This window comes from Zobellella aerophila, assembly GCF_039539325.1.
Taxonomy (GTDB): domain Bacteria; phylum Pseudomonadota; class Gammaproteobacteria; order Enterobacterales; family Aeromonadaceae; genus Oceanimonas; species Oceanimonas aerophila.
Genome location: NZ_BAABCX010000001.1, coordinates 1,108,386 through 1,123,372, shown reverse-complemented (window position 1 = coordinate 1,123,372; position 14,987 = coordinate 1,108,386). Strand labels below are relative to the sequence as shown.

The following is a 14,987-nucleotide window of genomic DNA, read 5'->3' as shown; positions in this document are numbered from 1 at the left end:
TGCCGGTTACCGGTAAAGCAGGTTCGGCAGCCAGAGGGTGAGTGCCGGCAGCAAGATCAGCAGGCCCAAGCGCACTATGTCGGCGCACCAGAAGGGGGTGACGCCGCGGAACACGGTGGCGCTGTTGACATCCTTGAGCATGCCGCTGAGTACGAACACGTTCATGCCCACCGGCGGGGTGATCAGGCTGATCTCGGTGGCGACCACCACTATGATGCCGAACCAGATGGGGTCCAGCCCCATGCTCTGCACCACCGGGAAGAAGACCGGCACGGTGAGCAGCATCATCGACATGCTCTCGAACACGGCGCCCAGCACCAGGTAAATGGCGATGATCAGCAGCACCACCATCATAGGCGACAGCGAGAAACCGGTGATCAGCTCCACCAGGTGGTCGGGCAGCCCGGCCCGGTTGATGAAATTGGACAGGATCAGCGCGCCTATCACCACGCAGAACAGCATGGTGGAGGTGCGGGCGGTTTCTGTCAGCACGTCCAGCAGGGCTTTGGCGGTCAGGGTCTTGCGTTTAAGGGCGATCACCAGGGCGCCGGCGGCACCGATGCCGGCGGCTTCGGTGGGGGTGAATACGCCCAGGTAGATGCCGCCCATCACCAGCATAAACAGGCTGAGGATACCGCCCACGCCCTTGAAGGCCCGCCATTTTTCGGTGCGGCTCATGGCCTCTCCCCGCGGGCCGGCTTCGGGGTCGCGCCACACCACGTAGCGGACCGCTCCCAGATAGAGCAGGACACCGAGGATGCCCGGGACCAGGCCGGCGGCAAAGAGATCGCGAATACTTTGCTCGGTGAGCACGCCATAAATAATCAGTGCCACGCTGGGCGGGATCAAAATCCCCAGGGTACCGCCGGCGGCAATGGCGGCGGTGGCCAGGCTGTCGGCGTAGCCGAATTGACGCATCGGCGGTATGGCGACCCGCGACATGGTGGCGGCGGTGGCCAGGCTGGAGCCGCAGATGGCGGAGAAACCGCCGCAGGCGGTGATCGCCGCCATCGCCATGCCGCCCTTGCGATGACCGATCAACGCGTGGGATGCCTGGAACAGCTCGTTGGACAGACCCGAGCGGCTGACCAGGTTGCCCATCAGGATAAACAGCGGGATCACGCTCAGGCTGTAGTCCTGGGCGGTGTCCAGCAGCCGCCGGGCGCTGACCGACAGGGCGGCGGTAAAGTTGAAGTCAGACAGGGCCGCGTAGCCGACGATGCCTACCAGTGCCATGGCGAAGGCGATGGGGATGCGCATGAATATCAGTGCCAGCAGCACCCCGAAGCCAATCAGTGATTCCATCATAATGAAACAGCCTCCCGCTGATTACCTTGCTGTTGCCCGGTGTACGCCACGCGCGTGCTGATAACACCCAATACCAGGAAGGTAAAGGCGGTCAGCCACAGGCAGCCGGCGATAAAAAACATGATGCCCGAGGTAGGAATGGCTAGGTATTCGGTGACGGTCTCATAGCGGGCGGCCCGCTCCGCCAGCTTCCATACCGTCATCGCCATATAGGCGGCGCCGACCACCATCAGCAGGTGATAGAGACGATCCCTTAGTTGCCTAAGCCGGCGGGGCAGCAGGTGTTCGGTCAGGTCGACCGCCACATGTTCCTGCTGCCAGGTGATGGTGGGCAGCACACAGAAGATCATGGCGGCCAGCATGATTTCAATCAGTTCGGCGGAGCCGGTCACCGGACGGTTGAACAGATAACGGCCCACCACATCGACGGTGGTGAGCAGCATCATCAGTATCAACATGAGGGCCGCCAGCCGGTCCAGTAGCCGCTGTAATACAGCGGCACTGTTGCACCAGAGACGGGCCGCCAGAGAAGCAGGCCGGTTCATCCCTGACTACCTTGCTGCTGCGCCTGGTAGTCGCGGGCGATTTGCCTGAACTCGGTCAGCGCCTGGGCGGCGTCCACCTTGCGATCGGCGACGTCATCCAGCCACTGCTGCTGCAGATCTTTGGTCAGCTCGCCGAACAGCTGTATATCCTGTTCGCTGGCCGGGGTGATGGTATTGCCGTAGTCGAGCGCATCCTGTTCGGCTTCCTGGTCGCCCTGCACCCAGGCACGGGCGGCCATGGCCGATAGCTTCTCACCGGAGACGGCCATGATGGCCTCGCGATCCTGTTCGGACAGGCGGTCGAGGAAGTCGGGATTGATAAAGATGCCGAAGCTGCCCAGATACATGCCGTGAGGCATTTTCAGGGTATAGGGCGCGACCTCCTTGAAGCGCATGCTGCGCTTGGTATTCATCGGGTTGAACACGCCGTCGACCACACCCTGGGTGAGCATTTCATACACCTTGGTGGTGGGCGCGGCGACGCCGGTCACGCCCAGTTTTTCGCCGATGGCGTTTTGCACACCGCCGCCGATGCGGATTTTCTTGCCCTGCAGATCGCTCAGGCTGGTGAGCAGTTCGCGAGTATGGATCTCACCCGGGCCATGGGTAAACAGGCCGGCGACCACCACGTCCCCATGCTCACCTGCCTTGGCCAGGTATTTTTGATGAATGCGCCAGTGGGCGACGGACGCGGCCTCGGCACCGGCATTCAGGTTGGGCAGCTCGGCGATGGTGGTCAGTTTAAAGCGACCGGGAAAGTAACCATGATACGTCCATGATGCGGCTACGACACCATCTTGAACCAAGTCAATCATGCTCTGGGGCTGGCCCAGATCATGCTCCAGCTTGATTTTTACCCGGCCTTCGGTGGCTTCCTCGATCCATTTGCCCCAGGTAGGCAGCACCACGGCATTCATTTCACTGGTGGGTGACAGCCAGGTGGCAACGCGCATGGTAGTGGTGGCAGCCGCCTGCCCGTGCCACAGTCCGGCGGCGGCGAGCAGCGATATCCATATACCTTTCATAATTCTCTCCCTCTCGATGAGCAACAACATTGAGCTAGATGACGCGATACACAATACATCATATATTTTTAAAAAGTGAAGTGTTTGGTGATAATATTTTTAACGCATGCGTAACACTTTGAGGGAATGGGGAATGGGGAATGGGGAATGGGAAATAAGGGGATGGGGGAGGTCGGCCCTCGGGCCGACCTACGGCAATCACGGGTCAGTCGGGCAAATGTCGGGCCAAGGCTCGACTTACGCCGGACAAGGTTGGGTTAACCGACCACCAGGTTCATGGCGCGGGTGAGTTGGCTCAGCTCATCGGGCTGGATGATATAGGGCGGCATCACGTACAGCAGCTTGCCGAAGGGGCGGATCCACACCCCAAGCTCCACCAGCTGTTGCTGTGCATCGGCGACATTGAGCGGTTCGTGCAGTTCAATCACCCCGATACCGCCCAGCACTCGTACATCGGCCACTCTCGGTAAATCACGGGCCGGGGCCAGCTCACGTTTAAGCTGCGCTTCGATGGCGGCTATCCGCTGTTGCCAGGGGGAGGCCAGCAGCAGCTCCAGGCTGGCTTTGGCCACGGCGCAGGCCAGGGGGTTGGCCATAAAGGTGGGGCCATGCATCAGTACCCCGGCGGGGCCGTTGCAGATGGTGTCGGCTACTTGCCGGTTGGTAATGGTCGCCGCCATGGTCATATAACCGCCGGTCAGCGCCTTGCCGATACAGATGATATCCGGGCTGATGCCGGCCCATTCGCAGGCGAACAGCTTGCCGGTACGACCGAAGCCGGTGGCTATTTCATCGGCAATCAGCAACACATCATACTTATCGCACAGCGCACGGGCCCCTTTCAGGTAGTCCGGGTGGTAAAGGCGCATGCCCCCGGCCCCCTGGACCACGGGCTCCAGGATCAGCGCGGCCAGCTCAGCATGATGCTCGGCCAGCACGGCTTCCAGCTCGGCCAGCTCGGCGGCATCGAAGGCGCCGCCAAAGGGGCTTCGGGGGGCGGGCACGAAAATATGTTCGGGTAAAAACCCCTCGTAGAGGCTGTGCATGCCGCCGTTGGGGTCGCACACGCTCATGGCGCCGAAGGTGTCGCCGTGATAGCCCCGGCTTAAGGAAACGAAGCGGGTCTTGGGCTGACCCCGGCCATGCCAGTACTGGATGGCCATCTTCAGCGCCACTTCCACCGACACCGAACCGGAGTCAGCCAGGAAGAAGCGGTCCAGACCAACCGGCAGCACCTTGGCCAGCGCCTGGCACAGTTCTATCGCCGGCGCGTGGGTCAGGCCGCCGAACATCACGTGGGACATCTTGCCCAGCTGCTCGCTGGCGGCCCGGTTCAGCTCCGGCACGTTATAGCCGTGCAGGCAGGCCCACCAGGATGACATGCCGTCCACCAGGCGGCGGCCGTCTTCCAGCTGTAGATACACCCCATCGGCCCGTTCAACCGGGTAGCAGGGCAGGGGGTGGGTGAGGGAGGTGTAGGGGTGCCAGAGGTGGTCGAGATCGAATTGTACGTCAAATTGATTCATTTTTAACCAAATGTAAACCGTTAATATTTTTTGTTGTTGACAGGATAGCGCCCGTCCTTACACTAGCCAAGCAAAACACCTCTTGATTTTAAGGACATTGGGGACACCATGAGCCGCCAACACTGGACCCGCGAGCAGGTACTCGCCTTGTTTGAACGCCCCTTCTTCGATCTGCTGTTTGAAGCCCAGCAGGTGCACAGGGCCAACTTCGATGCCAACGAAGTGCAGGTCAGCACCCTGCTGTCGATCAAGACCGGCGCCTGCCCGGAAGACTGCAAATACTGCCCCCAGAGCGCCCGCTATAACACGGGTCTGGAGGCCGAGCGGCTGATGGAAATGGACAAGGTGCTGGAGCGGGCGCGGGAGGCCAAGGCCAACGGCTCCAGCCGCTTCTGCATGGGCGCCGCCTGGCGTAACCCCAAGGAGCGGGATATGCCCTATCTGGTCAAGATGGTGGAAGAGGTCAAATCCTTAGGGCTGGAAACCTGCATGACCTTAGGCATGCTGTCGGGCGAGCAGGCCGGCCGGCTCGCCGAGGCGGGACTGGACTACTACAACCATAACCTGGATACCAGCCCGGAATATTATGGCGACATCATCACCACCCGCACCTATGCGGATCGCCTGAACACCCTGGAAAATGTGCGCAACTCTGGCATGAAAGTCTGCTCCGGCGGCATCGTCGGTCTGGGCGAAAGTCCGGAGGACCGCGCCGGCCTGCTGCTGGCGCTGGCTAACCTGCCGCGTCAGCCCGAGAGCGTGCCCATCAACATGCTGGTCAAGGTCAAGGGCACGCCGATGGAAAACCAGGAAGATCTGGACGAGTTCGATTTTATCCGCACCATCGCCGTGGCTCGTATCCTGATGCCCCAGAGCCATGTGCGGTTGTCTGCCGGGCGCGAAAAGATGAATGACCAGATGCAGGCCCTGTGCTTTATGGCCGGCGCCAATTCTATCTTCTACGGCTGCAAGTTGCTGACCACCCCCAACCCGGATGAAAACAGCGACATGCAGCTGTTCAAGCGTTTGGGTGTTCGGCCGAGCGGTGCCAGCCAGAAGCCGGACCAGATGGCAGAAATCGAGCTGCATGAACAGCTTGCCGCCCACAACGAGCCGAAACCCCTGTATTACGAAGCTTAAAATAAAGCTGGAAGCCAGAAGCTTTAAGCTGGAAGCCATTCGGCGTTGTGTGAAATGGCGGTTTTTATTCTGCAGGCAGCAAGTGGCCCGCGGCGTTCACATGACTTAAATACGGCTCTGGCTGCTTCCAGCTTATAGCTCGAGGAAACTATGCTTTTTAACCTGAGTTTGGCCGACCGTGAGGCCGCGGGACTGACACGCCGGCTGGCAGCCATCGACAAGGTGGCCGGGCGCCTGCTGCATGCCAATGAACAGACTTATCTCAACTTTGCCGGCAATGATTACCTGGGCCTGAGCCAGGCGCCCGAGCTGCGCCTGGCCGCCGAACAGGCAGCCCGGGAGTATGGCGTGGGCGCGGTGGCGTCACCCCTGGTGGTGGGGCATCAGGCGATCCACCGGGCGCTGGAAGCCGAGCTGGCCGACTGGCTGGGGGTGGAAGCCGTGCTGTTGTTCAGCTCGGGGTTTTCGGCCAATCAGGCGATTATCAAGGCACTGCTCACCAAGGATCACCAGTGCTGGCAGGACAAGCTCAACCATGCCTCGCTGCAGGAAGCCGGCCTGCTCAGTCCGGCCCGGATGCGGCGCTTTGCCCATAACGATATGGCGTCGCTGGCGGCCCGGTTAACCCCGCAGGCCGGCCTGATCATCTCCGAAGGCGTGTTCAGCATGGACGGCGACCTGGGCAACTGGCCCGAGCTGGTAGCCCTCGCCGAACAGAGCCGGAATTGGCTGATGATCGACGACGCCCATGGCCTGGGTGTGCTCGGTCACCAAGGGCGGGGCACCCTCAGCCACTTTGGCCTGGCAACAAGCCGGGTGCAGATCATGATGGGCACCTTCGGCAAGGCCCTGGGGGTGGGCGGCGCCTTTGTCGGCGGCAGCCGGGCACTGATCGACTATCTGCAGAATTACGGCCGCGGCTATGTCTACAGCACCCACCTACCGCCCCCGCAGGCGGCGGCGATACTGGCGGCGGTACGCTTGGTCCGCCGCGCCGACGACAAGCGTGCCCATCTGGCCGGGCTGGTCGAGCGCTTCCGCCAGGGGGTGGCCTCCTTGCCCTGCGAGCTGCTGCCCTCTATTACCGCCATTCAGCCGCTGGTGATCGGCGAGGAAGGTCGTACCCTGGCGCTCGCCGCCCGCCTGCAAGAGCGAGGGATCTGGGTCGGTGCCATACGTCCACCGACCGTGCCCACCGGCTCGGCCCGGCTGCGCATTACCCTGAGCGCCGCCCACCGGCCAGGGGATATCGATGCCTTGATCGGCGCCTTGCAGGACAGCCTATGACCGCCGAACTCGAACAACATATAGACAAGGCCCGGGTGGCCGCCGCTTTCGGCCGGGCCGCCCGCAGCTATGAACAGCATAACGGCCTGCAGCGCACCAGCGGCGAGGCGCTGTTGGCGCTGCTGCCGTCGGGCACCCGGGCTAGCGGGCTGGATCTGGGCTGCGGCAGCGGTTATTTCCTGCCGGCCTTGGCGGCCAAAGCCGAGCGCTTGCTGGCGCTGGATCTGTCGGCGGATATGCTTGAGCAGGCGCAAAAAAAAGCCTCTATCTTGCCCATCTGTGCCGATATGGACGCAATGCCGCTGGCGCCGGACAGCCTCGACTGGATATTCGCCAACCTCTGCCTGCAGTGGAGCGCCGCTCCGGCCGCCTGGCTGCGGGGCTGGAGCGAGCGGCTCAAGCCCGGCGGCGTGCTGGTGTTCTCTACCCTGCTGGACGGCAGCCTGCAGGAGCTGGCCCAGGCCTGGCGGGCGGTCGACGACCATGCCCATATCAACCGCTTTATCACCCGGGAACGGCTGCAGGCCCTGCTCGATAACTGCGGCCGGCCGGCCCGGCTGACGGTGGTGGATGTGCCGCTCGGCTATAGCCGGGTAAAGGATCTGCTGCTGGATCTCAAGGGCATAGGCGCCAACCAGGTCAACGGAGCCCGGCGCAATGGCCTGCTAGGCAAGGCCGGTTGGCAACGACTGAATCTTGCCTATCCTAAGAACACGGCCGGCCAATATGTGGCCAGCTATCGACTGGCATATGGAGTGATATATGGCTAAGGCATTTTTTGTCACCGGCACCGATACCGAAGTCGGCAAGACCCTGGTGACCACGGCACTGATGCGTGCCGCCAAGGAGGTCGGTAAAAAAGTGGTGGGCTACAAGCCGGTTGCCTCCGGCTGTGAGCTAGTGGACGGCGAGCTGCGCAACGGCGACGCCAACGCCATGCAGCGGGAAGCCTCTATCCCGCTGCCCTATGCCATGGTCAATCCCTACGCCTTTGCGCCGGCCATCGCCCCCCATATCGCCGCCCGGCTGGCCAATGAAAGCATCCAAAGCGGTCACATCAGCCAGGGCCTGGCGCGGCTGAAGGAAACCGCCGCCGACTGGATCCTGGTGGAAGGCGCGGGCGGCTGGCGGCTGCCGCTCGACGAGCAGCACTTCCTGTCGGACTGGGTCAAGCGGGAACATCTGCCGGTGATCCTGGTGGTGGGCGCCAAACTGGGCTGCATCAATCACGCCCTGCTGACCATAGAAGCGATCCGCCGCGACGGCCTGTCGGTGGCCGGCTGGGTGCTTAACCGGGTCGACCCGGATATGCAGCACTTCCAGGAAAATGCCGAGACCCTGAAACGGCTGATCTCCGCGCCTTTCCTCGGCGAGCTGCCCTGGCTCAGCGACGAAGAAATCGGCTACCCCGAGCACTTCCTCGATATCGCCGCACTGTTGTAGATCAGATTTAATATTCCCTGTAGGAGGCCCGATCCCGGGCCTATGGGCCGCAAGGCCATGTAACTCCTATCGCGCCGGGGTCGACGATCCCACAAACAGCCGACCATGCTTTAACGTCGGGCCAAGACCCGACCTACATAATGATCGTATCCCGAATGATCGTATCCCGACTTACGTGGTGGCATCCCCGCTTTGCCGCCAGCCCGGAATAATTCATCTCGCCGCCCTTGAAATCTGGCCATTCGGACATATTATGTCGGCAGACCTCTATCGTTAAGGAAGGCTTATGAAACGCGTTCTGCTGTTTATCGCCACCAACCTGGCCGTGGTTTTGGTACTGGGTGTGGTACTGAATATTGTATTTTCCGTGCTGGGTATCGACCGCAGCAGCATCACCGGCCTGCTGGTATTCTGTGCCGTGTTCGGCTTTGGTGGCGCGACCATCTCGCTGTTTATGTCCAAGTGGATGGCCAAGCGCGCCTACGGTGTGCAGGTGATCGAGCAGCCCCGGAACGAAATGGAACACTGGCTGGTCACCACAGTGGCCCGTCAGGCGCAACAGGCCGGCATCGGCATGCCCGAAGTCGGTGTTTATCAGTCCAACGACATGAACGCCTTCGCCACCGGTGCCCGCCGCAACGACTCGCTGGTGGCGGTGAGCACCGGCCTGATGTACAGCATGAGTCGGGACGAGGCCGAGGCGGTACTGGCCCATGAGATCAGCCACGTGGCCAACGGCGACATGGTTACCCTGACCCTGGTGCAGGGGGTGGTGAACACCTTCGTGATGTTCTTTGCCCGTATCGTGGCCAACCTGATCAGCAGCTTCCTCAGCCGCGGCGAGGAAGAAGAAGGCGGCGGCCTGGGCGGCATCGCCTACTTCGCCACCGTGATGGTGCTGGAGCTGGTGTTCGGCATGCTGGCCTCGGTGATCGTGATGTGGTTCAGCCGCCAGCGCGAATACCGGGCCGACGAGGGCTCGGCCCGGTTGGTGGGCAAGGAGAAAATGATCGCCGCCCTCGAGCGCCTGCGCCGTGGCCCGGAAAGCGAGCTGGAAGGCTCGCTCGCCGCCTTCGGCATCAACGGCAAGCGGCACAGCGAGCTGTTTATGAGCCATCCGCCGCTGGAAAAACGCATCCAGGCCCTGCGCGAACTGGGTTAACAACAGGACGGTATGGCGCAAGCCCCGGCCATTGGCCGGGGCTTTTTTGTATGCGTTATCCGGTGGTTCCCGGGGATGAGACCAGCCCGGCGATCCGCTACTGGAGTTTACGCCAGCCGAAGCGGCTGCGAAACGCCTGGGGCCTGAGCCCGGTATGGGTCAGAAACAGGCGGTTGAAATGGCTGGCATTGGAGAAACCCGCCTGCTCACGGATAACCGAGATGGCCAGGGTGCTGGTGGTGAGCAGGTGGCAGGCATGACCCAGGCGCAGGTGATTGAGGTACTGGCTGAAGCTGGTTTCGCAGTGACTGGCCAGCAGGCGCTTGAGGGTCGCCGGGCTGATGGCACAGAAGTCCGCCACCCGCTCGAGGCGCAGGGGCTGTTGATAGTGCTGCTGCAGATAGGCCAGCAGCCGGCCAAGGCGCTTGTCTTCCATGCTGGTGTTACGGCCGCCCAGCAGGCGGGCGCCCTGATCCTGCATCAGCAGGGCAAACAGGCGGTACAGGGCTCCCAGGGCGCCGAGCCCGCCCCGCTTGAGCTGGGTGAACAGGGGTTTGGCCCTTGTTGCCGTGCCCGGGCTGAATACCACCCCGGCCCCGACTTGTTTCAGCCAGCGCGCGAAGCCGTGCAATTCGGTCAGGCCGGCTTCGCATTGGCGCCTGAGCCAGTCTTCCGGCAGGAAGATCACATAAACCTGCTGGTTTTCTCCCGGCCTGGCATCCCAGGTGTGGGGCACATTGGGCGTGATCAGGGTGAGATCGCAGGCGCCGAAACTGTCCACATCTTCGCCGATATAGCGCATCCCCTCGGCCCCCAGGGTCAGGGTGATTTCGTATTCCGGATGATAATGCCACTGGAAGGGCACCCGGGTCAGGTTCAGATCCGTCCAGCCCCAGGATCTGTCATGGGGCAGCAGGTGTAACTCTCGCTTTAACATAAAGGCTCAGTGTGAACGGCATAATTGAGCCAATAGTATCACTTGTTGAACCGGTGTGGTCATTCCGTCCGGTCCCCGGGGGTAGGCTGGATAGCAACCAAAGGAGGACGAGATGACGGTCATAGCAGCAAAGGCACTTATTTTCGATTTGGACGGCACCCTGGTGGATACCACCGCCATCGTCAACCAGACCTGGTCGCGTTGGTGCGAGCGCCACGGCATCTCGCTGGCATCGGTCTTGTCCATCTGTCACGGCATCCCCAGCCGGGAGGTGATCGCCGCCCTGGCCCCGCACCTGGACATCGCCGCCGAAGTCCGTTGGCTGGAGCAGGCGGAGATGGCGGCGGTATCCGGCGTGCGTGAAATACCGGGAGCCAGGGAGTTGCTCTGCTCCCTGGATGAGCGAGACTGGGCGATCTGTACTTCGGGCACCCTGCCCGTATCCATTCCCAAGCTGGACACCAGCATACTGCCGCTGCCCAGAATACGGGTCACCGCCGAGCGGGTGAGCAGGGGCAAGCCCCATCCCGAACCTTATCTGCTGGCGGCAAGGCTGCTGGGCCGGGCCCCGCAGGAGTGCGTGGTGTTCGAAGACGCCAGTGCCGGCATAGCAGCCGCCCTGGCCGCCGGTTGCCGGGTGGTGGTGATCGGCGAGAGCGACATTCGGCACCGGCGGGTGCTGGCCCGAATTCCCCATTACCAGGGGGTACGCTACCGGGGCGGGGAGCTCAGCCTGCCGGTTTAAGGCCCCCGGCCGCCGGCGCCTTTTCGGCCCCGCATCAGCTCACAACTTGGTCATACAAGGACAAAAAAATTGGCATTGGGAGCGCCTTGGCGACTAGGGTAGGGGAAAGAACCCAACCCAAGGAATGCATCGATGACCCATGTGGTGCTGTTAAGCGGCCCCGACCAATCCCCGCTGCCCGGGCTGGACGGGCTGGAGCGCAAAGCCCGGCTCACCCTGGCCACCGACGAAACCAGCCTGCGCCAGAGCCTGCCCGAGGCCGATATCCTGCTGGTCACCGACTTTCGTACCGATCTGCTGGAACGGGCCTGGCCCGACCAACCCAAGCTCAAATGGGTGCATGCCGCCAGTGCCGGGGTCGACCGGCTGTGTTTCCCGGCCCTGCGTGACAGCGACATAGTGCTCACCAACGCCAGGGGCAACTTCGAACGCGGCATCGCCGAGTATGTGCTGGGGGCCGTGCTGATGTTTGCCAAGGATACCCTCACCAACCTGCACCTGCAGCGCAGCCGCAGCTGGCAACACAGAGACACGGAAACCCTGGTCGGCAAACGGGTGCTGGTGGTCGGCGCCGGTGCCATCGGCGCCGAGGTGGCCCGGGTGCTGGGTGCCATGGGTATGCGGGTCACCGGCGTGGCCCGCAGCCCGCGGGTACAGCCGCCCTTCGCCCGGGTGGTCGGCCAGGATCAGCTGCTGGAGCAACTGCCCCAGGCGGATTACGTGGTGGTGACGGCCCCGCTCACCCCCCGGACCCGGGGACTGTTTGACCGCCATGCTTTCCGGGCGATGGCTCCCCATGCCCGCTTTATCAATGTCGGACGCGGCCCCATAGTGGTCACCGAGGATCTGTTGCACTCCCTGCAGTCAGGGGAGATTGCCGGCGCCGCCCTCGATGTGTTCGACCCCGAGCCGCTGCCGCCGGAACACCCCCTGTGGACCCTGCCCAATGTGATGATCTCCGCCCATATGGCGGGGGATCTGGTGGGCTGGGAGCGACGCCTGGGCGAGCAGTTCATGGCCAACTTCGCCCGCTTCGAGCGGGGCGAGTCGTTACTCAATGTGGTGGATAAAAGCAGCGGATTTATTACTAACGGGAGGTAAGCGATGAACCCAGTGCTGACCCTGAGTGCCTTCGAGCTAAGCCGTTTATATCAACGCCGTGAATTGTCGCCGGTGGAGGCGGTCACCGCCATGCTGGCGCAGATAGCGCGGCATAACGAGGCGGTCAATGCCTATTGCCTGATCGATGAGCAGACCACGCAGGCGTTGGCCCGGGAGTCGGAGCAACGTTATCGGCAAGGCCGTCCGCTCGGGCCGCTGGACGGCGTGCCGGTGGCGGTGAAAGACGTGTTTCTGACCCCCATGTGGCCAACCCTGAAAGGCTCGCGCACCATCAGGCCGGACAGCACCCTCAACAAGGCCGCGCCCGCGGTCAGCGCGCTGATGAGCCAGGGCTATGTGCCGCTCGGCAAGACCACCACCCCGGAATTCGGCTGGAAGGGGGTGACCGACAGCCCGTTGTGCGGCGCCACCAACAACCCCTGGGACATCACCAGGACCGCCGGCGGTTCCAGTGGCGGCAGTGCCGCCGCCGTGGCGCTGGGCATGGGGCCGCTGGCGCTGGGCACGGATGCGGGCGGCTCCATCCGTATTCCCGCCGGTTTTTGCGGTATCGTCGGCTTCAAGCCCAGCTATGGCGAAGTGCCGCACTGGCCGCCCAGCCCCTTCGGCACCTTGGCCCATGCCGGCCCCATGGCCCGTTCCGTGGCCGACTGCGCACTGATGATGAATGCCCTGACCCGGGCCGACAGCCGCGATGCCCTGGCCGCGCCCCGGCGCAATATCGACTATCTGGCCGGATTGGCAGCACCGATCAAAGGCCTGCGCATCGCCTTCAGCCCCAACCTGGGCTACGTGGATGTCGATCCCGATATCGCCCGGGCCACGGCCCAGGCCGCCGCGCTGCTACAAGAACTGGGCGCCGAGGTGATCGAAATGGATCCGGGCTTCGGCGATCCCCTGGCCGCCTTCAGCCACCTGTTTTATGGCGGGGCCGCCAATGCCCTGCGGGATCTGGGACCCAAGGCGCGGGCACAGATGGACCCGGCGCTGGTGGAGGTGGTGAGCAAGGCCGAGCGCTGCACCATGCTCGACTACCTGGGCGCCATGAACGAGCGCATGGCCCTGAGCGAGCGGATGTCGCGCTTCTACGACAAGTACGATCTGCTGCTGACGCCCTGCCTGCCGATCACCGCCTTCGACACCAACCGGGAGGTGCCGGTGGACTGGCCCGCTACCCGCTGGCCGACCTGGACGCCCTTTACCTACCCGTTCAACCTGACCGGTCAGCCGGCGATCTCCGTGCCCTCGGGGCTGGCGGCCAATGGCTTGCCGATGGCCATTCAGCTGGTCGGCGCCCGTTTCGACGATGCCCGGGTACTGCAGGTGGCCCATGCCTACCAGCAGGCGCTGGGTCTGACCCTGTGTCCACCCATGCTGGCGCAGAACTGAAGGCAGGACGGTGGCATGGGGCTGTTTGGCGGGCCGAATTCATTCGGCCCGCCATGGACAACGCAGGAGGCATGATGAGTACCCTGGACGATAAAGACTTCTACGAAAGCGAAGATCCTATCTGGAACCCGGCCATACATGCCATCCCGGTGCCCGGCATCCGCAAGATGGTCAACCTGGCGGCCAACATGGAGGACGTGATCCATCTGTCTATTGGTCAGCCCAACCTGCCCACGCCACCCCATATCATCGACGCCGCCAGCCGGGCGTTGTATGCGGGCCAGACCGGCTACACCATGGACGCCGGCCTGCCGGAGCTGCTGGAGGCCCTGGCCGGTTACTACGGCCAACGCTACCAACGGCCGCTCAGCCCGGAGAATATCCTGGTGACCACGGGCGCCACCGAGGCCCTGTATCTGGCATTGACCGCCACCTCGGCCCCGGGGCGGCAGTTTATCGTGCCGGATCCGGCGTTTATGCTCTATGCCCCGCTGATCCGCATGAACGGCGGCGTGGTGCGGCATGTGCCGCTGCGCCCCGAGCTGGGCTATCAGCTGGACCCCCAGGAAGTGATCGACGCCATGGATGTCAACACCTATGCCATCGTGCTCAACTCCCCCGGTAACCCCACCGGCACCGTGTATCCCCGGGAAACGGTGGAGGCCATAGTGGAAGAAGCCGCCTACCGGGGCATCTATGTGATCAGCGACGAAGTCTATGACCATCTGATTTACGACGGCCTCAGCTACCCCAGCGTCTTATCCTGCTGCAGCGATCTGGATCATGTGATGGTGGTGAGCAGTTTCTCCAAGACCTACAGCATGGCCGGCATGCGTATCGGCTGGCTGATGGCCAGCCAGGGCGCCATTAAAAAACTGCGCCGCTACCACATGTTTACCACCACTGTGGCCAACACCCCCTTTCAATGGGCGGGCGTGGCGGCATTAAACGGCAGCAGCGACTTTATCGATAATATGGTGGCCGAATACAGCAAGCGCCGGAATAGATTGATTGAGTGGGTCGACCAGGCGCCTTATTTAACCGGCTACCGCCCCCAGGGCGCCTTTTATTTATTTCCCGGCCTGCCGGAAGGCGTGAATGCCGCCAATGTGGCGCTGAGAATGCTGAAGGAAATCGGGGTCTGCACCATCCCCGGCGATACCTTCGGCAACGCCATGCCCAATGCCCTGCGCATCAGCTATTCCACCTCCATCGCCCAACTGGACGAAGCCTTCGAGCGCATGATCCCCTGGCTGAAAAAACAGGACTGGGAATGATTTGGCACAAAGCCATGTCTTTTAGGGGCCGGACTGGTTTGGCAGGGCAGCCAGCCGACATCGGTAGCACCATTATTTAAA

The 14,987-nt window shown here is 62.7% G+C and carries 14 protein-coding genes; 9 read left to right on the top strand and 5 right to left on the bottom strand.

The window, feature by feature from the left end:
- Positions 1-6: 6 nt before the first annotated feature.
- From ABD806_RS05180 to bioA, 4 genes are all read right to left on the bottom strand, one after another.
- Complete coding sequence (locus ABD806_RS05180) at positions 7-1,308, bottom strand: TRAP transporter large permease (protein WP_344955397.1); 1,302 nt, start codon at positions 1,306-1,308, stop codon at positions 7-9.
- A complete protein-coding gene (locus ABD806_RS05175; RefSeq protein ID WP_344955395.1) occupies positions 1,305-1,853 on the bottom strand; it encodes a TRAP transporter small permease in 549 nt (182 codons plus the stop codon). The genes ABD806_RS05180 and ABD806_RS05175 overlap by 4 nt, the downstream gene beginning before the upstream one ends.
- Positions 1,850-2,878, bottom strand: coding sequence for a TRAP transporter substrate-binding protein (locus tag ABD806_RS05170; RefSeq protein WP_344955393.1), 1,029 nt, complete (start codon positions 2,876-2,878; stop codon positions 1,850-1,852). Before ABD806_RS05170 ends, ABD806_RS05175 begins: the two co-directional genes overlap by 4 nt.
- Before the next feature lie 257 nt (positions 2,879-3,135).
- Positions 3,136-4,404, bottom strand: coding sequence for an adenosylmethionine--8-amino-7-oxononanoate transaminase (gene bioA / locus ABD806_RS05165; protein WP_344955391.1), 1,269 nt, complete (start codon positions 4,402-4,404; stop codon positions 3,136-3,138).
- Between the two features lie 108 nt (positions 4,405-4,512).
- On the opposite strand from bioA, the gene bioB reads away from it, so the two are divergent.
- The 5 genes from bioB (at position 4,513) to htpX (ending at position 9,436) form a co-directional block, all read left to right on the top strand.
- Positions 4,513-5,544 carry a biotin synthase BioB gene (gene bioB, locus ABD806_RS05160; protein ID WP_344955389.1) on the top strand — a complete coding sequence of 344 codons (1,032 nt, stop codon included), beginning with the start codon at positions 4,513-4,515 and terminating at the stop codon, positions 5,542-5,544.
- A 150-nt stretch (positions 5,545-5,694) separates the two neighbouring features.
- Entirely contained in the window at positions 5,695-6,831 is a 1,137-nt protein-coding gene (gene bioF, locus ABD806_RS05155) for an 8-amino-7-oxononanoate synthase (RefSeq protein WP_344955387.1), read from the top strand.
- Positions 6,828-7,601 carry a malonyl-ACP O-methyltransferase BioC gene (bioC, locus tag ABD806_RS05150; protein WP_344955386.1) on the top strand — a complete coding sequence of 258 codons (774 nt, stop codon included), beginning with the start codon at positions 6,828-6,830 and terminating at the stop codon, positions 7,599-7,601. The genes bioF and bioC overlap by 4 nt, the downstream gene beginning before the upstream one ends.
- On the top strand, positions 7,594-8,274 hold the full coding sequence (gene bioD / locus ABD806_RS05145; protein WP_344955385.1) for a dethiobiotin synthase: 681 nt from the start codon (positions 7,594-7,596) through the stop codon (positions 8,272-8,274). Before bioC ends, bioD begins: the two co-directional genes overlap by 8 nt.
- A 286-nt stretch (positions 8,275-8,560) precedes the next feature.
- The gene (htpX, locus tag ABD806_RS05140) at positions 8,561-9,436 is read left to right on the top strand and encodes a protease HtpX (RefSeq protein ID WP_344955384.1); all 876 of its coding nucleotides are present in this window, start codon (positions 8,561-8,563) and stop codon (positions 9,434-9,436) included.
- A gap of 97 nt (positions 9,437-9,533) precedes the next feature.
- Here htpX and ABD806_RS05135 read toward each other — a convergent pair whose 3' ends face one another.
- Positions 9,534-10,373: a helix-turn-helix domain-containing protein gene (locus ABD806_RS05135; protein ID WP_344955382.1), complete on the bottom strand. Its 840-nt coding sequence runs from the start codon at positions 10,371-10,373 to the stop codon at positions 9,534-9,536.
- Between the two features lie 112 nt (positions 10,374-10,485).
- Between ABD806_RS05135 and ABD806_RS05130 the strand changes: the two genes are divergently transcribed.
- The 4 genes from ABD806_RS05130 (at position 10,486) to ABD806_RS05115 (ending at position 14,906) form a co-directional block, all read left to right on the top strand.
- On the top strand, positions 10,486-11,118 hold the full coding sequence (locus tag ABD806_RS05130) for an HAD-IA family hydrolase (RefSeq protein ID WP_344955380.1): 633 nt from the start codon (positions 10,486-10,488) through the stop codon (positions 11,116-11,118).
- Between the two features lie 132 nt (positions 11,119-11,250).
- On the top strand, positions 11,251-12,219 hold the full coding sequence (locus ABD806_RS05125) for a D-2-hydroxyacid dehydrogenase (RefSeq protein WP_344955378.1): 969 nt from the start codon (positions 11,251-11,253) through the stop codon (positions 12,217-12,219).
- A gap of 3 nt (positions 12,220-12,222) precedes the next feature.
- The gene (locus ABD806_RS05120) at positions 12,223-13,629 is read left to right on the top strand and encodes an amidase (RefSeq protein ID WP_344955376.1); all 1,407 of its coding nucleotides are present in this window, start codon (positions 12,223-12,225) and stop codon (positions 13,627-13,629) included.
- 74 nt (positions 13,630-13,703) lie between these two features.
- Positions 13,704-14,906, top strand: coding sequence for a pyridoxal phosphate-dependent aminotransferase (locus ABD806_RS05115; protein WP_344955374.1), 1,203 nt, complete (start codon positions 13,704-13,706; stop codon positions 14,904-14,906).
- Positions 14,907-14,987 lie beyond the last annotated feature (81 nt).